This window comes from Roseobacter ponti, from assembly GCF_012932215.1.
GTDB lineage: Bacteria > Pseudomonadota > Alphaproteobacteria > Rhodobacterales > Rhodobacteraceae > Roseobacter > Roseobacter ponti.
The window spans coordinates 2,513,648-2,538,316 of sequence record NZ_CP048788.1; the positions used below are offsets into that span (position 1 = coordinate 2,513,648).

Consider the following 24,669-nt stretch of genomic DNA (forward strand, 5'->3'; position numbering starts at 1 on the left):
CGGCGGACACGGTTTCAGAGTGCGACGGGTGGCGGTCCGACTTAGGGCATTCTAACGCACCGGCTCAATCCCCAGGGTGCGTGACAATTCTGAAAAGCCGGCAGCGGTTACCGGATCAAGGATGATGCCGTTTTTGCGGCGTTCCAGCGCCGTGGCCCATTCGCGATCCCCCGGCGCCATCACTTTTCTGCCCGGCCTCGCAGGGGACGCCCGCAAAAGTTCCAGATAGCGCTTTACGCCGGCCTCTACGATTTCTGCCCCGGCAAAGGCGCGGGGATCCAGCGCGATTACAAACGCGCCCAACCCGCGCGGCGTGCTGAAATCATCGCCTCCCATGGGGGCAATGTCCGGTGATAGTTTCATGCCTGTGAGCACTGCTGACAACACCTCCGCCACGCCACCGAGGCCCGCCCCCTTAAATCCGAACATACCTCCCAGAGGCGCCAGCATTTCAGCCAGGTGCGGATCCTGCGTATCTGCACCTGCGCTGTCAGAAGCAACGCCTTCCGGCAGGTCGGTTCCCGTCGACCGGTAGAGCTCCACGCGGTTGAAGGGCACAGCACTGGTGGCCATATCCAGAAGCCATGGATTTCCCGGTGCGGGACAGGCGATGGACAACGGGTTCGTGCCGTGGAACCGCTCCGCCCCGTCGTGCAGGCGCACGAAACTGTCACTGTTGCAGGTGACGAGGGCCAGCATGCCCCGTTCAGCGGCGCGCAGCGCATAGGCACCCGCAGGTCCGAAATGCGATGAGCGGGTAATGCCCACCGCGCCGATCCCCGCTTCTGACGCCAGATCACAGGCATGATCCGTCGCGGCATAGGTGGCGCGTGCGCCCTGGGCATTGTCGCCGTCCAGCATGCCCGACCCGGCCCGTGTCCGGGTGAAGAGAAGCTTCGGTGATTTGTTCAGCCGGCCGCCCTGCAGAGCCCTGGTGTAATGGCCCAGCAGGCGCACCCCGTGGCTGTCAACACCGTGAACAGACCCGTGCAGCATTGAACCGGTGCAGTCACGGGCGGTTTCAGGATCCGCCCCGATGGCAGTCAGAACTTCGCGGCAGAACCGGGCTAAGTCATCAACCTGAACAGGTTTTGCCATCTCTTTCCTAGCGGTAGATAAGTGTCGGCAACCACATCGTGATGCCCGGAATGAAGGTCACCAGCAACAGGACGGCCACCAGTGGAATCAGAAAGGGTGCTGTACCGACGACGCATTGCTCGAAAGGTATCTTTGCAACTCTTGCAAGAACGTACAATACCATACCCACCGGAGGCGTCAGAAGTCCCAGCATCAGGTTCAGAACCATGATCACGCCAAAATGTACCGGATCGATACCCAAAGTCACGGCAATGGGAAGCAGCACGGGGACCATGATGGTGATCGCCGCCACCGTTTCCATGAAACAACCAACGGCCAGCAGGATCAGGTTTATCAGCAGCAGAATTACCCAGGGACGGTCGGAAATCGCGAGAAGGCCGGCGGCAAACTGTTCCGGCACGCGGTTGGATGTGAGGATCCAGGCAAAAATCGCGGCGGCCCCCACCACCAGAAGGACGACGGCCGTTGTTTCGATCGTATCAAAACTGACACGCAGGAACCGGGGCAGCGACAGGGTGCGGTACACGACAAGCCCCAGAAACAGTGCCCAGGCGCAGGCAGCCACAGCAGCCTCCGTCGGGGTGAATGCTCCGGAGAGAATGCCGCCCACGATGATGACCGGGGTCAGAAGCGACAGAAAAGCCCGCTGGAATGTGGACCACAGGACCGACCAGTAAAATGTCTGATCGCGCCCGAACCCTTTGCGCCGGGCCATAACAGCAATCATGATCATCAGGGCCCCCGCCATCATCAGCCCGGGGATGAACCCCGCGACAAACAACTGCCCGATACTGGCCCCCGCGACGACGCCGTAGATCACCATCGGCAGAGATGGCGGAATAATCGGCCCGATGGTGGAAGATGCCGCGGTGATGCCCACGGCAAACTTTGCATCGTATTTCGCATCCCGCATCGCCTTGATCTCGATAGCGCCAAGACCGCCTGCGTCCGCGACCGCAGCACCGGACATGCCAGCGAAAATCACCGACGCCCCTACATTCACATGACCAAGGCCCCCTTTCATCCAGCCAACGAGCGCCAGGGCGAAGTTGAAAATGCGCTCCGTAATGCCGGCTGTGTTCATCAGGTTGCCCGCCAGAATGAAAAACGGAACGGCCAGCAGAGGGAAACTGTCCACGCCGTTGATCATCCGATGGGCCACAACCATCGGCGGGGGCGAGCCATTGAACACGATGAAAATCGCCGATGACCCGGCCAGAGCAACCGCCACCGGCATGCCGAAAACCAGAAGACCGGCCAGCATTACAAAAAGCCAGATAATATCCACTGTGGCCTGCTCCTAATCGATGGCGCGGATCTGGTCCGCATGTAATTCAGGGTCAATCAGTTTACTGGTACCGCTGCGCAGGTGGCGCCACATGTTCCATCCGGAACAGAGCGCCATACAGAAAAATGCAGCGGCAACGATCCAGTAAACCGTCGATTTCGGGATATCCAGGGATACCATCATCTGCCCGGTGCGCCCTGCGATCTGCGCACTGAAGACGCCGAGCATGATGAAAAAACCGGTCGTCAGCAAATCAATCACGGTCTGGGCGATGCGCCGCCCGGTGCGCGGGATCCATCGGTAAATGAATTCAACCGCGATATGGCTCTGCTTTCGGGTTGCCATGACCGACCCGATAAACGTAACGCCAATCAGCAGAAACCGGGCGATTTCTTCTGTCCAGGCGATGGAGTCGTTTAAGATATATCTCGTAAAAAACTGAAGAAAGACGATGAAGGCCAGAACCCAGAAAATGATCAGAACCAGTGCATCGTCCCAGCGCTGATCGGAAAGATCGATCTTTTCTTCTTCGAGAGTGATCGGTGCCGTCGCAGTCTGGTCAGACTGGTTTTGCCTGCTCATGGCGTATCCTCAGAAATAAGAGTGCAGGCGGGCCCTCGGCCCGCCTGCAAAAATATAAAAGGCCGGTTTACTTGATGGCCTGCAAACGGTCGTATGTCGCCTGATCCCAGGTGGCCATTTCGCCGTTATGCATCGCCTTCACCGCATCGATGAACGGCGCGCGGTCCACTTCGTTCACCTGCACACCTTCACCGCGGAACCATTCGGCCAGTTCGCCTTCGGCTTTGATGATTGCATCCGTGGCGCAGACGGCCGTCTCTTTGGTCACCTCAGCCAGCGCGGCCTGATCTGCAGCCTCCATCGCATCCCACGCGGGCCCGCCAACGATCGTAAGCAGAGCATCCGTGATGTGCCCCGTCAGGTTGATGTTGGTCTGTACCTCGTAGAACTTTTTGGCCTGGATCGTCGGCAGTGGGTTTTCCTGAGCATCGACCGTGCCCTGCTGCAAAGCCAGATAAACTTCGGCAAACGCGATAGGTGCCGGGTTGGCGCCCGTAGCTTCGGGGAACATCATGTAGAGCGGGGCATTCGGGACGCGGATTTTCAACCCGTCCATATCGGCCGGTGTCATAATCGGCTTGTTGGAGGTGACATGGCGCGCACCATAGTATGTCATCGCGGTGATGTGGTGGCCGGTAGCATCCGTGTACCCCTGCGACAACTCACCAAAGAGGTCGGAATTGCGGAATTTGTCCCAGTGATCCCAGTCGCGGAACATGAACGGCGCGCCGCCGATCGCGATTGACCCGTAGGAGCGGCCGGCAAACAACTGACCGGTGTAAATGATGTCGACCGTGCCGAAGCCCAGCCCTTCGTTGATGTCGACTTCTTTGCCCAGGGAAGACGCGGGGAATACTTCGATCCCATACCGGCCTTCCGTGGCCTCCATCAGCAGGTCATTCGCGGCCACAGCGCAGGTGTGATATGGTTCACTGGATTCATAGACGTGCGCCCATTTCAGTTTGGTTTCAGCAGATGCCGTGGCAGGCAAAAGCCCGAGTGCGGCGACGGCTGACACGGTGGCGAAAAGCATTTTCTTATTGTTCAATTTTCTTCTCCCTATGTTGACGCGGCGATGCCATCGAAGCTGCCGCGTTCTGTGTACAGCCTTGTGCATAATGAGAGATTAGGCAAGCCGGACGAGAGATTTCCTTCTTTTGATCTGACGCCGCCAGACAGCGCGCCTGACGGTCAACCGGCCTCGGGCCTCATGACCAGCCCGCCGACACTCCACTGCGCCGGAAAATACGCAAACCCCCGAACCCGGCGCTGTTTATCCATCCGGGGGTCGTCATGCGTTCAGACGGGCCGGATGCAGGCACTGAGGCCGGAGCCGCCGGGTCGAAATTTCTTCGCTCGTGTGTGCAGCAAAACGAAGGGTCCGGCCGTTCAAAGGGCGTTTGGGCACTGCCGCGAAATACATCGCCATGCGTGGAAGGTAGCGCGAAGTCTGACGGGCTTCTGACCGTGTTTTCCGCAGATTGTATATGCGCCAGCGGAGTGTTCATCATTCAGGCAGGGTCCGAAAAGAAAACCGGTGTTCAAAGATGCCGCGGACCGATTCATTTTGTTTAAGTCTGTTAATCGGCTAACGTGAGACACACACAAGCAGAACGGCACACTGTCTGACTTAAAACCGGACGACCAACAGGGGAAATTAAATGAGAAGAAAACATCTGATCACGATTGCAACGTCACTGGTGGTTTCTGCGCTCGGCTTTACGACTGCGATGGCTGACGTGCTCGAAACGATCAAAGAACGCGGCACACTGATTGTCGGCGTGAAAGCCGACTATAAGCCTTATGGATTTCTCGATCCGTCAGGCGACGTCATCGGTATCGAGCCTGATCTTGCAAAAGATGTCGCCGACAAACTGGGCGTGGACGTGGAATACGTGCCTGTCGTCAGCTCAAACCGGATGCAGTTTCTGGAACAGGGCAAAATCGATCTGATGATTGCCACCATGACCGACAGGCCGGACCGTCGCGAAGTGGTTCTGATCCCGGATCCCAATTACTATTCTTCCGGCACGAACATTCTGGCCCTGAAGAGCCTCGGGCTCACCAAGTGGGAAGATCTGCGCGGCAAGCCTGTTTGCGGTATTCAGGGGGCCTTCTACAACAAGGCCACATCGCAGAACTATGGCGCCGAAATCGTCGCGTTCAAAGGCACGGCGGAAGCTTATTCTGCTTTGAAGGCAGGCAACTGTGCAGCCTTCGTCTATGATGACAGCGCGATCGTGGCAAAAACCAACGATCCTGAATGGGCGGATTACGAGATGCCGCTTCAGACAATCGACGACGCGCCCTGGGGTCTGGCGGTTGCACTGGGCGAAGACAACTTTGCTCAGATGATGAGCGACATGATTGTCGACTGGCACAAAACCGGCCGCATCCTTGAGCTTGAGACAAAATGGGGCGTGGAAAACACACCCTTCGCCAAAGCGATGCACGAAGAATACAAGTAAGCAAATACCGGGGCGGGGGCTGAACCCCGCCCTCTGGTCGCTTTCCGGGGGCAGCGGATGTGGACGTAATTTTTGAGTGGTTTCGCGTCCTGTATCAGGAAACCGGAATAAATCTCCCCTTTCTCTATGATGAATACGACAGAAACCGGATGGTCGATGGCTTTCTGACGACCATCAGGCTGTCACTCGTCTGCCTGTTCTTTTCGGTGATCATTGGTGTGACCGGCGCCTGGCTGCAGGGCTCTGCCTTTAAATGGACCCGCCGTATCGTGAACGGCTATATCCAGCTCTTTCGGAATACACCGCCTCTGGTGCAGCTTTATTTCTTTTACTTCGCAATCGGGACGCTGCTGCCGAGGGTGGAAAACGACTGGGGTGGTCAGTCGCCGATCCTTGGCAGTTTTGCCTGGGCTGCGATCTCGCTGTCATTCTTTGCCGGCGCCTTCAATGTCGAGATCTTTCGCTCCGGGATTGAAGCGGTGCCCAGATCAACCGTAGAAGCCGCCGAGGCTCTGGGCTTTTCAAAGCTGCAGATTTACCGGGATATCACGCTGCCTCTGGCCTTCAGGGTCGTTTTGCCGGCGCTGAACAATAACCTCGTAAATCTGGTCAAGACCACGACGCTTGCCTATGCCATTGCAGTGCCCGAAATGCTCTATGAAGCCAATCAGATCTGGTCGGACAATGTGAACGTCACCGAAATGATGATCTTTTTGCTGCTGGCCTACTTTGTGCTCGTCGGCGTTCTGGTCGGCGCGATGAACCGCTGGGAGCGGGCTATGAAAATTCCGGGGTACGGGTAATGCGCTATAAGACCGACCTGCCCGTTATGCTGCCGGTGAGCAAACCGGAACCTGAGCCGTTGGGCGGTCTCAGGGCATGGCATATCCTGCCTCTTGCCCTGCTGGCGATATTTGGTCCCTCGCTGGCATTTGCACAGTCAGGCGAAGGGGTCCTAAGCCCGCTGGCAGTCCTGCTGAACTGGGCGCCGCTGCTGCTGAAAGGGTTCATCTTCAATCTGGTCATCTCGGTCAGTGCCATGGCACTGGGCACTGTTGTGGGCGCAATACTCGGGCTTGGTCAGATTTCGCTCATCCCGGCTGTACGGAGCGGGTCATGGTTCGTGACGCAGTTCTTCCGGAATGCGCCCTGGCTTGTGCTGTTATTCTTTGCGATGTTCCTGCTGCCGTTTGAAATTGACCTCTTCGGGCTGAAAATCCCCTTCCCCGACTGGCTCAAGGCCATACTTGGACTGTCGCTGCCGGTCATGGCTAATGTGTCGGAAATCGTGCGGGGGGCTGTGAGATCATTGCCGAGCGGGCAGTGGGAGGCCGCAGAAAGCCTCGCCTATACGCGTCTGCAGACGCTCTGGCTGATCATCCTGCCGCAGTGCGTAAAGCGGATGCTGCCGCCGTGGATGAACCTTTACTCGATCCTGACCATGGCAACCGTACTGGCGTCGATTGTCGGTGTGTCCGAGGTCATGACGCTGACCGGACAGGCCCTGGCCTCCGAAGGCGGCCGACCCGAACTGCTGGCACCGTTCTACGGTTTTGTTCTGTTGCTGTTTTTCGTCTACTGCTACCCGATCGCGCGTTTCACAGTGCGGCTGGAAAAGAAATTTGCTGTCATCGGCTGAGGAAACGACATGAGCTGGACCCCCTCCGACCCTATGGTTTCTCTGAAGGACGTGCACAAATCCTTTGGTGATCTCAAAGTTCTCAACGGCGTGTCGCTGGATGTAATGAAGGGCGATGTGATCTGTATCATCGGGCCGTCGGGCTCCGGCAAATCGACGCTGATCCGCTGCGTGAATGCGCTCAATGACATTCAGCAGGGTTCAATTCTCGTCGAGGGGCAGGAGGTCAATGATCCGAAGCTGGACAAACTGGAACTGCGCAAAAAGGTCGGAATGGTTTTTCAGCAGTACAATCTGTTCCCGCATAAAACCGCTTTGCAGAATGTGATGATGGCCCCCGTGCGGGTGCTCAAACAAGACAGGGCAAGCGCGGAGGCTGCCGCACGCGCTCTGATCAAAAAAGTGCGGCTCGAAGGCAAGGAAGACGCTTTTCCCGGCGAGCTTTCAGGTGGCCAGCAACAGCGCGTGGCCATCGCGCGCTCATTGGCGATGCAACCCGATGTGATCCTGTTTGACGAAGTGACTGCCGCCCTCGATCCGGAAACGGTCGGCGAGGTTTTACAGACGATTAAGGATCTCGCCGAAGAGGGCATGACGTGTATTCTGGTGACACATGAAATGGCCTTTGCCCGGGAGGTCGCGGACCACATCTATTTCACAGACCGGGGTGTGATCGTCGAGCACGGCCCGCCAGGCACATTCTTTACAAATGCCCAAGACCCCAGAACAAAAGAGTTCCTCAGCCAGATTTTGTAGAATTTGTAATGCCGGAGGATTTTCTGGTCATGCGGGCATGGTCTTTTGCCCGTCCGCCGGGCTCCCACGGAGGCCCGACAGTGTGGTATCCGATGATAATGGCGATCCGGCATCCCACCTGCACTGTCATCCGCCGGACATTTCGATTGAAAATTCGGACCCCCGGCACGGTAAGCCGCACGAGCCGACAGAGGTCAGCCACCGCGCCCAACCTCGATGGACTGCTAAAATATGGCTGCAGGCGGGCATCCGGTAACCCAGTGAGTGGTTTCCGGAGCAGAACAATGACGCCCCGCGGTTAGCGCAAAACCTGATGCGACCGGTGATGTGGTAAGCCCGCCTGAATGATAGCCCTTTTTCGGGCCATGGCAAAAAAACCGGTGCCCGACGTTCAGCTCTGATTGGCGCCCCGCATGCGCCGGATACGTTCGCGAATTGCGCGCCAGTTCCCGGCCTCATCCTCATCTCCGGCATCCCTGAACCGGTTCTCGCACTGAGCCGCTTCAAACTCTGCTTTATCACCGTGCGCGCGATATAATGCACCGGCAATTTCAGTTGTCTTGATTGCATCCATTGTCTCAACCTCCTCTGAAAGTGCGGACAGGAGCCGGTCCGGCGCAGCTCCCGGGCTCACTGACGCGCGGCGGGCATCCTGTGCGACGTAACGCTGACGTTCGCGGGTCGTCAGGCAACAAAATGACATGGCGCTCTGCTCTGCCGGCGTTCCTGATGCAGCAGAGATAACAATCCGGAAGTATATATTTTCGGGCACTGAAAATCAAATCCGCTCCCTGTTTACGGAGCGTTTCAGACGTTCCGTTCTGTCACAGAGCAGGAAGCACCCGGCTCATTTTCCCTGCTCTGAAGCGACGGTAAGAACCGCCCTGCCCTTATGGCACCCTCTCGCCCGGTGCGCTGCAAACGGTTGCTCAGCTCAGGCTTCGAACGACGCCGGCAAAGGCGTCCGGGGGCCGGCACCCCGATGCTGCGCAACGGCCCCGAGGGCGGGCTAATCGCTGCTCCCATCCGCCACAGCCACGCCTGACCGCTCGAGGTAACAGGGTTTCTCTTCTGTCATTTTCACCGCTTCAAAGGGGCGGACATCGATGTCCATCGGCTTGGTCCGGCCCTCAGCCGTCCAGACCACCAGCTTGGCGCGCGGACCGCGCGTGTCCGTCGGTGACACGTGAGGCGTCGGGCGAACGCAGCGGAACTCCGCGATCACGCCCTTCATGTCCGGCAGCACCGTAATCCGGTCTGCGGGCTGGCCGTCGATGGTGACGACGGTGCCGCGCCACAGCCGCTCACCGGCCAGTGCTATGTGAGCCGGGCGCCCGGCCATCAGCGCATTCGACGCCCCCTCATTGTCGCGCCGCCAGGCAGAGTCGAAATAAGGCGTCTTCACCAGGTCGAAATTGAACCGCGCGGTAACCTCGTCGACGCTGCGGGGCAGTTGCACCCGGACCGGGCGCCTGAAGTGCCCTGCATTGCGCGCCTCAGTGCGTGGCGGGGTTTCGGACGCGGCGCCTGCACCGGAACCCGCCTCCGCACCAGCCTGCAACCGGGTCGTATCCTTTGCATCAGCGCCCGTAAGCGCCCTGCGCTGCGTCTCGTCATAGATCGACGCACATATGTCTGACGGGGTGGCAAACAGCGTATCGCCATGTTTGCGGGCGGCGTCAGGGCCGATCCAGCAGGCGTGAAGCTCGAGATCGAGGCGCTTCCACCAGCTCGGGACCGAGATTACGGCCGACAGGCGGTGGTGGCTCGCCGCCCAGCCGCCGCCGGGTCGAGGCTGCGGGCGCACCGTCCAGCCAAAGACCGCCTCCGCGTCCTCCAGCCCCGCGCCGGGCGGTGCCGGGGCCTGACCAAAACCAAGCACCACCGCCTCGGCAAAGGCTGTCTGGTCGCGGCGGGACGTTTCGGCCGAGGCGCTCGCCTGCGGCGCATCAAGCCCGACCGCAAGGTCGCCGCCCCCGCCTGCCCTGCGGATCACGGTGCCCGCGCGGGGCGCGATCTCATAAATAGAGAGGCCGTTTGTCCGCTTATCGAGCGCTTTCGTGAGGTCTCTGGCCAGCGAAGCCTCATCAATCTCGCCGTCCTCATTCCTGCGCAGATCAACGCGGATCCGGCAGCTGGTCAATACGCAGCCGTCGGTGGTGACGTCCAGAAACTGGTTCAGCGCGGGTGGCGTCTCGCGATAGAAGCGCTTGAGATCGCCCCGGATGCGGGCCACGATAAACTCCGCCAGCAGGCCGCGCACGTTGGCCGAAGGGGCGTAAAGGAAACGGCAGCGGGCGAAGCGGATCGCCTCATCGACAATTTCAGCACCCGCCGCAGGCTCTGTTGCACAGCGCCGCTGCAGTTCGGCAAGCTGGCTGTTGCTCCGCTGCTTAAGCGTCACCATCTCCGCTTCAAGACCGGCGATGGTAAAGGCCCGGTCGGCGTCTTCCGCTGTGCCGTCCGGCACGTCAGTTTCCGGCAACACCTCGCCAAAGCGACCAAGCAGACGGGTGATGGCCAGACGGGCCTCGCCTTCGGTCATCGGCGCATGCCTCTCTTGTCCGGCACCCTCGTCAGAGAAGGCGGGATCTGTCAGCTTGTTCTCCACCCGCGCCCCTTCCACCTCCACAGCACCGGTGTCTGCGCTCCCCGCAACCACGTGGCGGATCTCATCTGACGCACTTTTCTGAATGTCGTCAGGCGCGCTCGCAACGGCATCGCGTTGCGCCTTCATCGTCAGGCTGTGACTGCCCAGGTCATCTGTTATCGAAAGCAGCCGCATGAGCGCGCGCAACCGATAGGGATCTTCATACCGCACAAGGCATTGCTGCTCGACGAGAAGCCCGAAGGACGGCTGCCCGTCCGGCGCGGCTCCTGAGGGCGCGCCGGCCTGCGTCACCCCGGGTGCAGCCTTTGACCCGGCGCTCTTGGCGACGACGGCTAGGGCTACATCCGGGCTTCCGTCTGCTGGCTTGTCTGAAACGCTGTCCGTCGCTCGGCTCGTACCGTCATCGACAGGGACGGAACCGGTCATCGTCACGGTCGCGCCAAGCTTGTCCGCGTGAGTTACAGGGTCTGTCCCGCCATCCGGTCCGGACCGGGTCGCGGCGTCAGCGGTTTTCTCCCGCACCTGCGCGTTTCTGTCTGCGGATCCGTCCCCGCGCTGCTGCGCCATGTCCCCGTCCCGGGAGCTATCTCCGCTACCGGACGACTGATCATCTTCCCTGTTCCTGAATGTCTTATCCCATAGGTCGGCTGCGCAGCGCTGGTCATAGCTGCCGGCGCCCGCCTTTGGCCATTGCGCGACGTTCACCAGATGCGCAAGCTCGATCGCCCGCCGGAACCCGGCCGCATGCGCAGGCGTCATATCAGGTGCGGGTTCATCGGTCCGGTACCCGAAGCCCGCAAGCTCCGCCAGCTTATCTATCCGGCATTTCCGGCGGACCTCCTCGCTTTCCGCGTCTTCCCCGGGCGTGCCGCACAGCGGCTGCAGATAGGGCTCAAGCACTTCGGAAAAATCATTGAGATATGTGAGAAAAGTCTCGACCAGCCGGGTACGCATGAACCAGTCGAGCGCAAGGTCCTCCTTCGGATCGGTCGGGTTTTCCAGCGCACTCTGACGTTCGAAATCCTCCAGTCGCTGGTCCAGTACCCGGGTGAGAAAGGCCTGCATTTCGCGCTGCCACTGCAACAGCAGTTCCCTGAGATCCTTGTCCAGCTGCGCCTCGTCGACTTTCGGGTCCGGCGGCTTCGCCCGGATCAGAAAAACCGCGGAGCCGGGATAGCTGCGCCGGTCGTGGAAGGGCGCCACAACCGCATTGAAGTTCAGCCGGTAGAGCGTGTTGCCATCAAGGTCATGACCGTCGTCGAGCTGGACGTCCATCAGCTCACCCCGCAGCGCACTGCGATATGTGTTGACCTTTTCAAAGAGCTCCAGCCGGTCCAGAAGCACGTCCTCGGGCGCCGGGGTGCCGGCCCGCGCTTCGCCCTCACTCTCCGCGGCTTTTGGCGCTGCAAGCCCGGCGGCTCTGAGCGTCACGGCAAGGCGCCGGATCTCATCTGATGCGGCGGAGGGTTTGGAAAAGCTGTCGATGAACCCTTCCCGGCCGGTGCGTTCCAGCTGTCCGCGCAACCAGTTGGCCTGTGTAAAGCGGTCATTAACCAGGCGCTCACGCGTATAGACCTGCGGCGCCTCCAGATAGAGGAAGCCGGGCGGTCCGGTCTCGGCTCCGGCGATCAGGGTGCTGGCCCGCTTCGCCTGCGTCGTGAGCCAGCCCCGTGCGTCGGTCGAGACAAGTGCTGCGAACCCGGCCAGGATGGCTGCGAAGACCAGCCAGGGCGACAGCGCCCAAATAAAGCCTGCAAATGCTGCCAGAGCGGCGCCCGCAGCGCTGAGAAGTTCGCCAAACCGGTTGCCGGTCCAGCGCAGGCCGCTGGCCGCCATCGCGGGTTTTGCAACTTCCGGCGGCTTGTCATCGGAACCGGGCGTTAAAGGTGCGGGTTGCTCAGGCTGCGACATCGGCTTCCAGCGTCGCGAGTGCGGCCTCCAGCCCGGTCTGACGGGTCAGACGACAAAAGAGCGTCTCTGTCCCGCGCAGATGGCCATGTTCGAAGAACTTGTTCGCCGGTGCCCCGCCCCCGCAGACGTCGAACCAGGCGCATCCGGCAGCGCAGGCCGCCACCCCGGCGTCGATGTCGGCGCGCAGTCGGCGAAATGCAGGGTGGTCGAGTATCCTCTCCGGTCCGCCCTCGCAGACATTCCCGAAGCTGAAGTCGGCGTATTGCGGGGCGGCGGTTCCGATCAGCTCCGGCGAATACGTGGACATGGCCCCGTCCGCGGCCACGGTCACGATCTCCAGCGGACGGGTCTGCGGATTGGCGCGGCGCGCGCCAGAGGGCGTCAACGCCAGGGCGCGGGCGGCGTCCAGTTCTCGGCATGCGAAGGGTGCGTCTGCGGCAGCGATACGGGCAAAGAACCGGTCGAGAAAACGACGATAGACGGCCTCAGTGCCCAGGCCTTCGAGACCGGAGCGGGGATGCGCGCCCTCCTGTTCCTCGACGTTGAAGCACACGTCCCGGAAACCGTGCGCGACGTAGAAGTCGAACAGTGCGTCAGGTTGCGAGAGGCTGTCCGCCGTCAGTACCGAGATCAGGTGAAAGGGCAGCCCCGCGTCTGACAAACGTGCGGCACCCCGCATTGACAGCTCGTGGCTGCCGCGACCGCCGCGTGTCTTTCGATACGCGTCATGAACAGCCCGGGGTCCATCAATACTGACACCGATACGAACGTCGCGTTGCCGGAACAACCTGACCCAGCTGTCGTTTATACCGATCGCATTCGTCTGGAAAGCGTGCCTGACGGTACGCCCGCCCGAAGCATGGTCAATCCGCGCGAAAGCCTCTTCGTACCAGTCAGGCGGAAGCGTCATCGGCTCGCCACCATGCCAGACGATCGACAATGGTTCTTCAGCAAGAGGGCCTGCGACGATGTTGCGGCCGATTGCGTCGAGAACGTCGCCGGACATGCGCTGACTGTCGTCGCGATGCGGCAGATAGCAATAGGCACAGTCCAGATTGCAGAAGGGCGTCGCCTGCAGCACCAGCAACCGGACAGGGCCGGCGCTTCTGTCTCTCACCAGTTGCGCCAATTGCTGAACCCGTTGCTCCAGTTGCCCCAGTTGTACCATTGCGCCCGGCGGCGCGGCTTTTCGGCATCCGGCGACTTTTCACGCAACGTATCGCCCAGCCGGTCAAGCCGGGCCTCAAGCGCTCGGCGCTGTTCCTGAACTGTGGGCAAAACGTCCGTTTTCGGTGCCCCTGTGGCGGGTGCAACCGATGTCAGAAACGCAGTCAGCAGAAAGAGAAATCGTCGCACAATTTACCCCCGAACTTACCTCCGAACCCGAAGTAACTTAACAAAAACTACACTAATTCTTTAAAGTATTCAATCTAAGAGTGTGCCTTGCCCCTGACTGAAGCCTTAAGGCGATGACATTCCGCCTTTTTCAACGAGCCCGGTCAGCCCGTTGTCCCTTGAATTCTGCTTACGCGGCGGCTCTTTTGCTGCGCCTCGCGTGGATCTGGCAAAAACCGAGAGGACGATCTTCGTTCAGGTCAGATGAAGGGCAACTTTGCACGCGCTGTGGGCACCGGGGCGGCGGTCTGAAGCCGGTCTGAAAAGGCCGGAATCGTCTTTCTGTTCACTGTGCAGAAAGGTCGGCCCGTGCGCCTGCCCCGCAAGCATCACAGATCGTTTCGCGCACTGAGCACTGTCAGCCCTGGGTTCTTTCTGCCGTCGAACTAGATGGGACATCATCAGCACAGAATGGGCCTCAGGAACCGGCAGGATGAACATCAAAGGACAGTTTGCACAGATAACCGGCGCTGATCCTGACGACGTTGATGCAGCAGAAGCCCGCAACGGGGTCATACACGTCATATCGCTGACGCTGACCAAGACCGCTGATGCGCTGATCGATCCCAAGCTGGTCCTCTCCTGGCTCCTGACGGCGCTTGGCGCGCCGGGCGCAATGATCGGGTTGCTGGTTCCGATCCGCGAAGCCGGTGCCCTTCTGCCGCAACTGGCGCTTGCCCGGTTTGTCGAGGCAAGTCCACAACGCAAGCGTTTCTGGAGTGCCGGCAGCGCGGTTCAGGGCCTGGCGTCTCTCGGCATCGCGGTATCGGCATTGTTATTCACCGGTTTTTTGGCGGGCAGTCTGATCATTGCATGTCTGGCGCTCCTCTCGGTCGCGCGGTCTGCTTCCTCTGTGAGCTATAAGGACGCTCTTGCCCGGACCATAAAAAAGCGCCGGCGGGGTGCGATTACGGGCCTCGCCTCTTCCGTTGCCGCCACAAGCGTCTTTGGTGTCGGGCTGCTGATGGCGACGGGCCTCTTCCAGGTCTCCGTGGCTCCGCTTGCCATCATGATCGCGGTGGCGGGGGTGGCTTTCCTGCTCGCGTCCGGTGTCTTTGTGCTGCTTGACGAGCCACAGACGACACCGCAGGGCGATGATGACAAAGACGGTCTCGCCGCGCTGATCGATCCGATCCTCAGCGACGGACAGCTGCGCCTTTTCGTGGCCTCAAGAGCGGCACTTGCGGTCACCGCTCTGGCGCCACCCTTCATCGTCATGCTGTCCGCAAGCGCGGGCCGCACCGCGCTTGATGAACTCGGGCCACTGGTGATGGCGTCCACAGCGGCCTCCGTTCTGTCATCCTATCTCTGGGGGCGACTATCGGACCGCTCCAGCCGACAGACGCTGATGGCCGCCGGCGCCCTTGGAGGGGTGGTTCTTGCCGTCATCGGAGTAATCGGGCTGGGGTCTGGCGGGTTCCCTGATGTGCTCTGGGCAGCCGTTGCGATCTTTGCGGCGCAGATCGCCTATGAAGGTGTGCGTTCCGGTCGCAAACTGCACCTGACCGATATGACCGAAGACCAGTTTCGCGCCAGATACACCGCTCTTTCCAACACGCTGATCGGACTGGCGCTTCTTGCCGGGGGGCTGTTCGGGATTGCAGCCGAAGCTTTCGGCCCCTCGCCGGTTCTGCTTGCTTTTGGCGCCATTGCAATACTTGGCTCAGTTCTCGCAAGCGGGCTCGACGAGGTGCAGCAGGAGTGAGTTCGGGCCGGGAATGACCGGCGTCTCAGGCAAACATCGCCAGTTAGCGGTTTCACCTGTGACCTCAGAAGCTGGCGATGTTTTCGTTGTCCGGAGGTCAGACCCGGTATCATTAACGCTGGACCAGATGCTTCGCCAGAACTGTCTGCAAACTGATCGCGTGGATGCACGCGCCCGCCCACTGTTTCCGTGCCTCTCCTGATGCCTGCCCCGACGACTGGCCCGCTGCGAAAACGACGGTGGCCAGAGGAGACCGCGGTCCGAAGGATCCTGTGATGACCTTTAATGCATCCGGTTGCCTGCCAGTGCCGGCGAGCCTCGGCGGCCTCGGACCCCTTTGCCGGTGTAACGACCTGGCCCGCCTGAAGCGCGCCGGCGCGGACGTCGTGACGGCAACCGGTTGACCGGTCCGCGATCCGCTCACCGCAGGACAAGCACCGGAATTTTCGAGACCGCAAGAACTTCGGCGGTCTGGCTGCCCATCATCATTTTACCAAGCCCGCGCCGCCCGTGTGACGCCATCACGATCAGCTCGCAGTCTTCCAATTCGGCGGTTTCAACAATTCCTTCTGCGGGAAGGCGGTCGTGAACATGGCGTGTGTCACACTGTACATCATGACCTGCAGCAACCTTCTTTGCGGCGTCCAGAATTTTGCCGGCTGCGTCATTGGCTGAGGCTTCAAATTTGTCCACCGCGCTGATTTTTCCGTATTCGACATCGCTTGCGATCACGAAAGCAGACCAGCTCTCTGTAACGGTAACAAATACTATGTCGGCCCCGACCGACTTCGCCAGCAGCACGCCATGTTCGACGGCCTTTCCGGCCATGTCGGACCCGTCTGTCGCGACCATAATTCTTTTGTACATTTCGCCCCCGGTTTTTCTGTTGCCTCTGAACGCTACTCCCGAAAATCAGATCAGGAAAGCTGATGCGTTCGGAATGGCGCTTACAGTTGATGCCGAACCCCGGCCCGGCCTTACTGCTGAACTTTGCTGATTAGAGCAAAGCGACCATGCGCAGATTGATCCGGATCAAATCTGAAACGCAGGTTACCGATAATACTGCCTGCATAGCCAGGAGGTCTCAGATGGAAGATCTGGTCGAAACGGGACGGAAGTTCGTTCAGGCGATGCGCGATCGACAGGGCATTGCAAACGTCCACGACATGTATGCGGAAACGGCGGAGTCGGTAGAGGCGGTTGTGCCGCCCGGGCGTTATGTCCGGGTTGCCAGCGGTCGCGACGCGATAAAAGCAAAACGGGAAGACTGGCTGGCAGGGCACGAAATCCACAGACTGGAAGCAGACGGCCCTTATCTTCACCCTCCCAATCGGTTCGCGGTGCGCTTTGAGGTTGATGTGACGCAGAAAGCCACCGGCCGCCAAATGAACCTGCGCGAGATCGCGGTTTATTCGGTCGAGGATGGCAGGATTGTCCGCGAGGAGTTTTTTATGGCGCCGAAATAGGCTGCACCTTCGGTCGCTTCTCCGGCTCGTGCCTGCAACGCTGTCAGCCCGGAGCCTGATGCGCGTACCTTTGCCGCCTCTCGTTGCTGTTATCCGCGTCGCCTGGTCCTGAGAGCCGGTACGATTGCATTCCGGCTGTTTTAATGCCGCAAGGTACCTGACTGTGATCCGTTGCACCGCGCAGAGTGCACATGCAGACTGTAAAGCGAAAAAACTGAAACGCCGGAAGCCGAAGCGGGGCGGACAAAGCTTCCCCTGACGCAGGTGGTCTATGCAAGCGAAAGACATTCAGGACACATCGGAACAGAAAACGCTCTTTCATCGCGTGTTCGTGGATCTGGCGCTGCAGATGCGCTGGTCCTTTTTGCCGCCCCTGATGGTTTACTTCGCGGCGGGCGTTTCCGGCCTGACATCCGTTGTGGGTGCCTTTTTCCTGAAGGAATACCTCGATCTGTCGGCGACTTTCATTGCGGGTCTCGCGTTCTGGGCAGGACTGCCCTGGATCCTCAAAGTACCAATGGGTCATGTGGTCGACCTGTTCTGGCGCCGCAAGGCGCTGCTGATCCTGCTGGGCGCCGGGCTTATCGCGGCGTCGCTGCTCATCATGTTCGGGCTGGTGTCACAGCCGGACCGGATGGGTGCGGTTTTCCCGCTTGAGACATGGTTTATAATTGCCCTGCTGCTCGCCCCGTCCGGCTATGCCGTTCAGGATATTGTCGCCGATGCCATGACGGTCGAGGCTGTGCCGAACACTGACGATGCCGGCCGGCCCTATGATGAACAGGAACAGCGCGCGATGCATACGACAATGCAGACGCTCGGCCGGATCGCAATCATTTCAGGCTTCGTGTCCGTGGCAGCAGTCAATATCTGGATCTTTTCCGATACGGAAAATCTTTCGCGAGATGCGCGTCTCGCGCTCTATGCGCGGGTCTATCTGATCGCCCTCGCGATCCCGGTTATTTCAGTGTCGGGGATGGTTCTGCACACGCTTGTGCAGCGCAGGCGGGCGGCGCGGGGATTGCCGCAGGCGGGACCGGAAGGCGAGACGGACGTGAACTGGCAGATCCTCGGCGGCGGCATGGCCTTTGTCGTGCTGAGCCTGGTTCTCGGCACCTCTGATTTCGCTTTTGCACAGGAGGCGATTTTCATCACGTCCTTTTCGATCATCCTCTACCTGATCCGGCAGCTGACCAGAGAACTGAAACCAGAGGCCGCGCGTGTCCTGATCGGGACGGCCACGATCATTTTCGTTTTCCGCGCAGTACCCCTGCCGGGGCCGGGCCTGACATGGTTCGAAATCGACGATCTGGGCTTTGACGAACAGTTCCTGTCGATCCTGTCTCTGATCACCTCGGTGCTGGCACTTGTCGGGCTGCTGGTTCTGAGACCGCTGATGGCGAACCGGTCGATTGCCTACATCGTTGTGCTGCTGACGCTTGCGGCCGGCGTCTTATCGCTGCCAAATATCGGGCTTTACTACGGGGTTCAGGAATGGACGGCGGCGCGCACCGGCGGCGTGGTGGACGCGAAATTCATTGCCATCCTCGATACCGCCATCGAGTCTCCGCTCGGGCAGATTGCCATGGTGCCGATGCTGGCCTGGATCGCCCGCAATGCGCCACCTGATCTGAAAGCCACGTTCTTTGCTGTGATGGCGTCTTTCACCAATATGGCATTGTCGGCCTCAAGCCTCGGCACAAAATACCTCAACAAGGTCTTTGTGGTCACGCGCGCTTCCGTCGATCCGGTTACCGGTGACCAGATTTCGGTCGCTGATTATTCGCAGCTGGGGCAGCTTCTGATCGTCGTCGGCGTGATCACCGTTGCAGTGCCGCTTCTTGTGGTGCTGGCGGTGCAGTCCTCGGCCTTTCGCACGTCGGAATAGGCCTGTCGCGTTAATCCTCAGCCATGGCGTCCAGAAGACGGTGCAGTTCAGCCACGGGAACACCGATATTGGCGCCGCCAAACTCGGGCAGAATGGCGGTATTTATGGCCACGACCGTGCCATCACTGTCCAGCGCAGGCCCCCCGCTGCCGCCGATTGTGGTTTCGGCATCATAGATCACGGCCATCGGGGTGATCTGAGCAATAATGCCACGGCTGGCAAGGGGGGCGATCTTACCCTGTTCGGACAGACGGGCCGCAACCGTCCAGAAATCTGTTTCGCCTGCGTCCTCCAGTTTGGTTAAAAAGGGCTGTCCGGCCTGTGCCAGAAGCGCACGCAGTCCGGTGGGGAAGCCCATGACGATCACCTCGTCACCGGTTTCCAGCGGGCTTTCTGACAAGCTCAGACCGCGACCCTCACTGGCCTCGCGCGGCACGGAGAGAAGCGCCAGATCAGCCGTCCCGCCGGCGGCAAGAAAAGTCGCGTCAACCGGATCACTTAAGCCGGGCAGGAAAACCATGAGCCTGAGCATTTCCGGTTCAAACCCGCCTTCCCGAAACGCCCGCATCCGGTCTCCTGATGTCCAGGGCAGCGCGACGTGCCGGTTGGTCACAAGATATCCGCTGCCGGTCAGCAGAAAGCCGGTTCCGGTGAACTGAAATTCCAGCGGATCTCCATTGCCCTCCACATCGACGAGCGGTTTGCCGAATGGTGTCTGCAATGGCACACCTTCCGCATTCAGGACGTGGCGCAGCAGCCTGCCGCTCTCGGTCTCGCGCAGACCGTAGGCCCCCTGCAGAAAAGCCACCGACGCAGTCGTTTCACGGATGACCCGCGCAGAGGCGTCAAGGCGCCGTTCGAGCCGGGTGAGCCGGTCGGCGTTCCCGGCCAGTTGCAGATCAAGCTGTTCGCGCAGCAGTGCAAGCTCATCAGCGCTCAGTGCCTGCCGGCGGGTTTCGGCGAGGGCAGTCGTGATCGCCTCAAGCCGCAGAGCTTCCTCCCCGATGGCTTGCCGGATCAGACGGTCGCTTTGCCATTGCAGGGCCACGACTGTTGTCAGCACAATCAGAACCGCGATGACCGTCAGACGAAACAGCAAAGATGTTTCCAGCAACAGCCGCCGCCCCGCTTCGAAGAAAGCATTCGTCAGGCGCGGTCCGAACGGCCGGCGGCTGGAGCGGGCATAGGCCATTGTGTCGCTGAGAATTTCTTCGACAGGCCAGCGCGTCGGATAGCAATTGCGGCACAGCCTGTAGCGCGACATCGGGCCGTCCTCTCCGAATTCGATCATGTCGCCGTGTATCAGATGCGCAGAGCCGACCTGGCGACCGTTCACCCAGATGTCTGTCCCGGGCAGTGCTTCGATTTCGTAGGTTTCTCCTGACCAGCGCAGCAGCGCACGGTTATCTGTTGCAGGTTTACCTCCGTCAGCGGAAACGACCCGGAGCATGCGTTCTGCATCTACGCTTATGTGCGGATGATCAGACGACAACCATACGATCCGGCCGCGGGACGGACCGGTCAGGTTTTCCAGAAACGCGCGGACCTGGTCTTTATCCGGGGGTTCCGCCGCTTCGGCGCAGGGTTCAAGATCATCGACCAACCGGCTTCCTGACGTGAGGTTTTCGGGTCTGGATGGGGTAACAATACGCGCAGGCGCCGCAGCGGTCCACAAACACCTGTGCATACAACCGGATATCACCCGCCAGCCAGAGCAGCCCCCAGCACCAGCGCGATACAGCAGAAGGTTCCCGCAATCGGGAATATGATGTGGACGGTGAAGATGCCCTGAGGTGCCGGTATGCCTTTAAGCTTGAACCGGACGAGGGCAAGATTGACGATGGCAAAGATCACGAGAAGCACCTCCGACGAGGTTTCCGCAAGCGTGTCGAGGGGCGTGAAAAGCGCGAGAACCAGCACCAGCGCCGCTGTGATCACCGTGGCCCTGACCGGTGTCTGAGTACCTGGCGACACGACACCAAGCCATGCGGGCAGACGGTTTTCCCGCGCCATGCCATAACAGACCCGTGCCGCCATAATAAGAATGATAACGACGCCGTTCATAGTGGCGATGATGGCAATCACAGTGATCGCAAGCGACGGCAACCCTGTAAGCCGTTCAAAAAGCAGACTGATCGGTGCTGTCGTGGCAGACATTTCCGCGACAGAAACAGTCTGCATGGCGACGAAAGACACCAGCACATAGAGCACCGTCACAGCAAGCAGCGTGATCCCGATGGCCCATGGCATGATTTTTGCCGGGTTCCTGGCCTCTTCGACGAGATTCACCACATCGTCAAATCCGATGAAGGCGAAAAAGGCGATCATGCTGGCGGCGAGTACACCGGAAATGGCCGAAAGGTCACCGACGGGTGGTGCGAGTGATGCGGGCAGCGCCGCAATGCCGCCGGGATCACTGGCGAGACCAAGGCCGATGATGATCAGAAGGCCCGAGACTTCTACCAGCGTCATCGCACCTGCGATTGCGACGGACTGGCGAATTCCCCAGGCGGCAATCGTCGCCATGAGAGTGATGATGCCGATGATCAGCACTTCCGCAGGGAGAGCGATGAGCTGGCCGACGTAGCCTGCTGACCCGACAGCGATTGCGGCCGCCGCGATCATCGCTTCGATCAGAACGGCAAGGCCTACCGCGACTGTCAGCCATCTGATTCCGAACGACTTTTCGACATAGACCGCCTCTCCGGCGGCCTGAGGCACGCGCCCCGACAGTTCAGCAAATGACGCCGCTGTAAAGCCCATCACAAAAGCAGACAGCAGGAATGCCGCAGGCGCATAAGGCCCCGCGCGCACGATCGTTTCACCGACCAGAACATATATCCCGGCCCCGATCGTGACCCCCAGGCCATAAAGCACCAGGCCTGTCAGACCAATTGATCGCCTGAGGTCACCGGCCTCATGATCCACAACCATGCCCCCTCCTGAAACGCTGCCGTGACGATGCAACAGTTGCCCGGGCTTTTCAGTCCGGTAAAAACTGCATCCGGCAATCACCTGCTGAATATATCGACGACCGGCCTGAACCGAATTGCGTTATCTCAATCCGCGGTTGGTCTTTGATGAATATTTTCGCTTTGCCCCGCGATCTGACGACCGTTGCGCGTATCGGTCAGCATCACAAAGGACGGGTGACACCGGAAGATCAGGGAGGCAGCTTTGCCGGCCGGTGAAAACTTGACATGCCCCCGATCCGGGCCACTCTAACACCCTGAATGATTACCTACAGGCCCCCGGAGCCCGATGAGAAGGATGCCTCCTTTTTGTGTATCAGCAGCATCACATATCGTGGCGGCCCCTGCCCGGGCCGGGTACGGGCAGTGCCCTTTCACCGGAAAAGCCTTCGCGTGTTATCGGGCTGAGATCGCGCGCCAGGGCTGAGAGCCGGACGCTGAACCACTCGTCGCCAGAACACTGATCAGAAAGAAAATGCCCGATGAAATTCATCCTCGTCCTGATTTTTCTCATTCCCTGCGGAGCTTTCGCAAATGACTGGGATGCCCTCAAGCAGGACGGAGCAATCGCAGTCATGCGCCATGCCCTGGCTCCGGGAACCGGCGATCCGTCAGATTTTAACCTGCGGGACTGCTCAACGCAGCGCAATCTTGATGGGCGGGGCCGAACGCAGGCCCGCAGCATTGGCGCCGCTTTCCGGGACCAGGGTATAAAATTTGACGTCGTATTCACCAGTCAGTGGTGCCGTACGCGCGAAACCGCTGAACTGCTGGAGGCCGGACCGGTCGTTGAGGCGCCATCCCTGAACTCGTTTTTCCGGGACAGGCAGGACCGGGACAGGCAGACCACAGAAACACGAGATCTGATTGGCGACACTGATGGTCTGTTAATGCTGGTCACCCACCAGGTGAACATCTCTGCCCTGACGGGCCGGAGTGCGCGTGCCGGTGAAGTGCTGATCATTCGCGCAGCAGAAGGAGCGGTGGAGGTTCTGGGCAGCATTCTCATTGAACCCTGACCCGTATCACGGGTGTCCGACCCGACCTTCTGAAAACGCGCCGGCCCGCCAGACCGGGTCTGTTGCACTGAGCGGTCACCCGCATTCAGCCACTGCACCCGGAGAAAGAAGGACCGGTTTAGCTCAAAAGGCCTCACTAATGCCATAGTTTGGACATTTAAGTTGCAGGCAGGGACCAACAGGGGAATGGGAATGCTGCAAATAATCTTCAGATACTTAGAAAGACTCAAGCAGGCCAGTCGCGAGAGAAGTACGCGAAAGATGACCGAAAACCTCAGAGGTCAGGCTGACACCTCCTGGCTGCGCGGAAGGCGATAAACGCCTGCCCTGATTGCAATTTTGGAAAAACGAGGCCGGAAAACGGGAGACCTCTCATGAAATACGTTTCCTCCGAAGTCGCCAGCGGACATAGTTTAACGTCACAAAACCCCACCAGGCATAATGCTGAGAAGCTGGAAAAAAGACGCATGGCTTTGCTGATACTGACGATCGCGCTGGCGGTTCACCTCGGTGCGAAAGCGATCGGTAACAGCGGGACCCTCGTCATTTCCTATCTGACCCCGGAACTGTTTGACTTTGTCAGATCCGGGCCCGACATCCGGCATGGAAAGCCGTGACAGATCAACCGTTCAGATAAGCGACGAGAACAACCTCGCCCGCCGTGAACAAAGCAATACCGGCGATTGCCAGAGCCAGCGCCAGTACCAGCTTTTCAAGAAAGGTCATCGCTGACGCATCAGGCTTGTTTTCGGATTCTCGTTTCATCGTGAGAGTCCCATCGGCTTTGTCGCCTGCCCGCCCTTCAGCCATTCATAAAGGTGTGCAGCAAAACACCATATCCTGTCAGAAAGGCGGCAGCAGCCAGAACAGCCCCTACCAGGAGCAAGGCCTTGTCTGCTGTGGTGGACAACTCTGATGTCCGGTTCCGGTAGCTGCTCATGTCGGCGCCCTTTTTGATTTTTCCTGCCTGTGGCAGAGATATTAAGGCCTGCTTCCGGCCGGACCAATACGCGGATTCCTGCCTGGCGACATCCCGCTTTGGTAAAGCTGCGGTGCCCTCAATCCTGCTAACCCGGTGAGCCCTCGGGAGAGGGACAGCCACTTGTTACCACCTGATATTTCTCGCCTTCGCCTGACATAAAGAGGGAGTCAAAGTCGTGAACGAGAGACCGTGACGGCCGCCCCCGGAAGGGAGGGCCCTCCCCTGTAGCGAGCATCAACGCAACGGCCCGGTCCCGGGACGGCTCCGTCACCGCCCGTGTTTTCGACCGCAGGGTCAATTACCAAGACGGAAACGCGTCACAACCCGGCAGAGCCTGGAGGTGCGAGAAGTTGATCGCTGAAAATCATAAACTCTGCGGTCACCGGTCTTTGCCTGATCAGGCCGCTCAACTGCCCGTTGATCAGTGTCGAACCAGGCAGGCAGTGTGGGAATGGCGGGCATGCTGGCTGTCGCTGTCCTTCTGCGCGGCGCAGCGCGGCCTCACCCGTTATTCATACGCCTCCATATTGTGCCCCGGCATTACGACGTGACCGCCCGCAACATGCACCGCGCTTCATCGCCTCCCGCCTGAGGCCCGCCACGCCTCAACGGGCTTTAAGTGCTTGCTGACTTCAAGCTGAGCAATCAGTCGCAATGCAGGCTGCGGACCGCTTCTCATAGCCCGGCGGGATCACGGCGGTCAGGTGCGAGCGGAGCAGCCCGCGAAGCACCGGCATCGCGACAGGTCACCGAACCGGAGACATTGCGCCAGATTCGAATGAATTGTGTACCCTGAGCGGACAGTAAACCCGTGCAGCCGGTTTTGTTGCGATCAAAGAGTTAATCCATGTTATTCTGTCGCGACGCGTCAGTGAGAGGGGAAAGCAAC

Annotated in this window: 22 protein-coding genes; 9 read left to right on the forward strand and 13 right to left on the reverse strand. The window is 59.8% G+C overall.

Annotation, left to right across the window (positions count from 1 at the left end; genetic code table 11):
* Positions 1 to 51: 51 nt before the first annotated feature.
* The 4 genes from G3256_RS11975 to G3256_RS11990 form a co-directional block, all read right to left on the reverse strand.
* Complete coding sequence (locus G3256_RS11975; protein WP_169641039.1) at positions 52 to 1,098, reverse strand: Ldh family oxidoreductase; 1,047 nt, start codon at positions 1,096 to 1,098, stop codon at positions 52 to 54.
* Positions 1,099 to 1,105: 7 nt separating this feature from the next.
* Positions 1,106 to 2,386, reverse strand: a complete 1,281-nt coding sequence (locus G3256_RS11980) for a TRAP transporter large permease (RefSeq protein ID WP_169641040.1) — start codon at positions 2,384 to 2,386, stop codon at positions 1,106 to 1,108.
* A 12-nt stretch (positions 2,387 to 2,398) separates the two neighbouring features.
* Complete coding sequence (locus tag G3256_RS11985; protein ID WP_169641041.1) at positions 2,399 to 2,968, reverse strand: TRAP transporter small permease; 570 nt, start codon at positions 2,966 to 2,968, stop codon at positions 2,399 to 2,401.
* A gap of 67 nt (positions 2,969 to 3,035) precedes the next feature.
* Positions 3,036 to 4,016, reverse strand: a complete 981-nt coding sequence (locus G3256_RS11990; RefSeq protein ID WP_246227585.1) for a sialic acid TRAP transporter substrate-binding protein SiaP — start codon at positions 4,014 to 4,016, stop codon at positions 3,036 to 3,038.
* Positions 4,017 to 4,629: 613 nt separating this feature from the next.
* On the opposite strand from G3256_RS11990, the gene G3256_RS11995 reads away from it, so the two are divergent.
* From G3256_RS11995 to G3256_RS12010, 4 genes are read left to right on the forward strand one after another with little or no spacing between them, the layout of a single operon-like run.
* Positions 4,630 to 5,436 carry a transporter substrate-binding domain-containing protein gene (locus G3256_RS11995; RefSeq protein WP_169641042.1) on the forward strand — a complete coding sequence of 269 codons (807 nt, stop codon included), beginning with the start codon at positions 4,630 to 4,632 and terminating at the stop codon, positions 5,434 to 5,436.
* Between the two features lie 59 nt (positions 5,437 to 5,495).
* Entirely contained in the window at positions 5,496 to 6,239 is a 744-nt protein-coding gene (locus G3256_RS12000; RefSeq protein ID WP_169641043.1) for an amino acid ABC transporter permease, read from the forward strand.
* Complete coding sequence (locus tag G3256_RS12005) at positions 6,239 to 7,075, forward strand: amino acid ABC transporter permease (protein ID WP_169641044.1); 837 nt, start codon at positions 6,239 to 6,241, stop codon at positions 7,073 to 7,075. The genes G3256_RS12000 and G3256_RS12005 overlap by 1 nt, the downstream gene beginning before the upstream one ends.
* A 9-nt stretch (positions 7,076 to 7,084) precedes the next feature.
* A complete protein-coding gene (locus tag G3256_RS12010) occupies positions 7,085 to 7,831 on the forward strand; it encodes an amino acid ABC transporter ATP-binding protein (protein WP_343044351.1) in 747 nt (248 codons plus the stop codon).
* Between the two features lie 391 nt (positions 7,832 to 8,222).
* Here G3256_RS12010 and G3256_RS12015 read toward each other — a convergent pair whose 3' ends face one another.
* The 4 genes from G3256_RS12015 to G3256_RS12030 all read right to left on the reverse strand — a co-directional run bounded on the left by G3256_RS12015 (position 8,223) and on the right by G3256_RS12030 (position 13,709).
* Positions 8,223 to 8,405, reverse strand: coding sequence for a hypothetical protein (locus tag G3256_RS12015; protein WP_169641045.1), 183 nt, complete (start codon positions 8,403 to 8,405; stop codon positions 8,223 to 8,225).
* A gap of 435 nt (positions 8,406 to 8,840) precedes the next feature.
* On the reverse strand, positions 8,841 to 12,353 hold the full coding sequence (locus G3256_RS12020) for a hypothetical protein (RefSeq protein WP_169641046.1): 3,513 nt from the start codon (positions 12,351 to 12,353) through the stop codon (positions 8,841 to 8,843).
* Entirely contained in the window at positions 12,340 to 13,470 is a 1,131-nt protein-coding gene (gene grrM, locus G3256_RS12025) for a cyclophane-forming radical SAM/SPASM peptide maturase GrrM/OscB (RefSeq protein WP_169641047.1), read from the reverse strand. The genes G3256_RS12020 and grrM overlap by 14 nt, the downstream gene beginning before the upstream one ends.
* Complete coding sequence (locus tag G3256_RS12030) at positions 13,467 to 13,709, reverse strand: hypothetical protein (RefSeq protein ID WP_169641048.1); 243 nt, start codon at positions 13,707 to 13,709, stop codon at positions 13,467 to 13,469. Before G3256_RS12030 ends, grrM begins: the two co-directional genes overlap by 4 nt.
* 472 nt (positions 13,710 to 14,181) lie before the next feature.
* Between G3256_RS12030 and G3256_RS12035 the strand changes: the two genes are divergently transcribed.
* Entirely contained in the window at positions 14,182 to 15,453 is a 1,272-nt protein-coding gene (locus G3256_RS12035; RefSeq protein WP_169641049.1) for an MFS transporter, read from the forward strand.
* Between the two features lie 420 nt (positions 15,454 to 15,873).
* On the opposite strand, the gene G3256_RS12040 is transcribed toward G3256_RS12035, so the two are convergent.
* Positions 15,874 to 16,320 (reverse strand): universal stress protein, encoded by a 447-nt coding sequence (locus G3256_RS12040; RefSeq protein ID WP_169641050.1) that lies wholly within the window; start codon positions 16,318 to 16,320, stop codon positions 15,874 to 15,876.
* 221 nt (positions 16,321 to 16,541) lie between these two features.
* On the opposite strand from G3256_RS12040, the gene G3256_RS12045 reads away from it, so the two are divergent.
* Together G3256_RS12045 and G3256_RS12050 are read left to right on the forward strand one after the other, a co-directional pair.
* On the forward strand, positions 16,542 to 16,919 hold the full coding sequence (locus G3256_RS12045) for a nuclear transport factor 2 family protein (protein ID WP_169641051.1): 378 nt from the start codon (positions 16,542 to 16,544) through the stop codon (positions 16,917 to 16,919).
* Positions 16,920 to 17,190: 271 nt separating this feature from the next.
* Positions 17,191 to 18,807 (forward strand): MFS transporter, encoded by a 1,617-nt coding sequence (locus tag G3256_RS12050; protein WP_169641052.1) that lies wholly within the window; start codon positions 17,191 to 17,193, stop codon positions 18,805 to 18,807.
* A 10-nt stretch (positions 18,808 to 18,817) separates the two neighbouring features.
* Here the strand turns inward: G3256_RS12050 and G3256_RS12055 are convergent, their stop codons facing one another.
* Both G3256_RS12055 and G3256_RS12060 read right to left on the reverse strand, forming a co-directional pair.
* A complete protein-coding gene (locus tag G3256_RS12055; RefSeq protein WP_169641053.1) occupies positions 18,818 to 20,410 on the reverse strand; it encodes a trypsin-like peptidase domain-containing protein in 1,593 nt (530 codons plus the stop codon).
* 95 nt (positions 20,411 to 20,505) lie between these two features.
* A complete protein-coding gene (locus G3256_RS12060; RefSeq protein ID WP_169641054.1) occupies positions 20,506 to 21,741 on the reverse strand; it encodes an APC family permease in 1,236 nt (411 codons plus the stop codon).
* Positions 21,742 to 22,261: 520 nt separating this feature from the next.
* Between G3256_RS12060 and G3256_RS12065 the strand changes: the two genes are divergently transcribed.
* Positions 22,262 to 22,798, forward strand: a complete 537-nt coding sequence (locus G3256_RS12065) for a histidine phosphatase family protein (RefSeq protein WP_169641055.1) — start codon at positions 22,262 to 22,264, stop codon at positions 22,796 to 22,798.
* A 374-nt stretch (positions 22,799 to 23,172) separates the two neighbouring features.
* Positions 23,173 to 23,415 carry a hypothetical protein gene (locus tag G3256_RS12070; RefSeq protein WP_169641056.1) on the forward strand — a complete coding sequence of 81 codons (243 nt, stop codon included), beginning with the start codon at positions 23,173 to 23,175 and terminating at the stop codon, positions 23,413 to 23,415.
* Between the two features lie 4 nt (positions 23,416 to 23,419).
* On the opposite strand, the gene G3256_RS12075 is transcribed toward G3256_RS12070, so the two are convergent.
* Entirely contained in the window at positions 23,420 to 23,563 is a 144-nt protein-coding gene (locus G3256_RS12075) for a hypothetical protein (RefSeq protein ID WP_169641057.1), read from the reverse strand.
* 37 nt (positions 23,564 to 23,600) lie between these two features.
* On the reverse strand, positions 23,601 to 23,738 hold the full coding sequence (locus tag G3256_RS12080; RefSeq protein ID WP_169641058.1) for a hypothetical protein: 138 nt from the start codon (positions 23,736 to 23,738) through the stop codon (positions 23,601 to 23,603).
* Positions 23,739 to 24,669 lie beyond the last annotated feature (931 nt).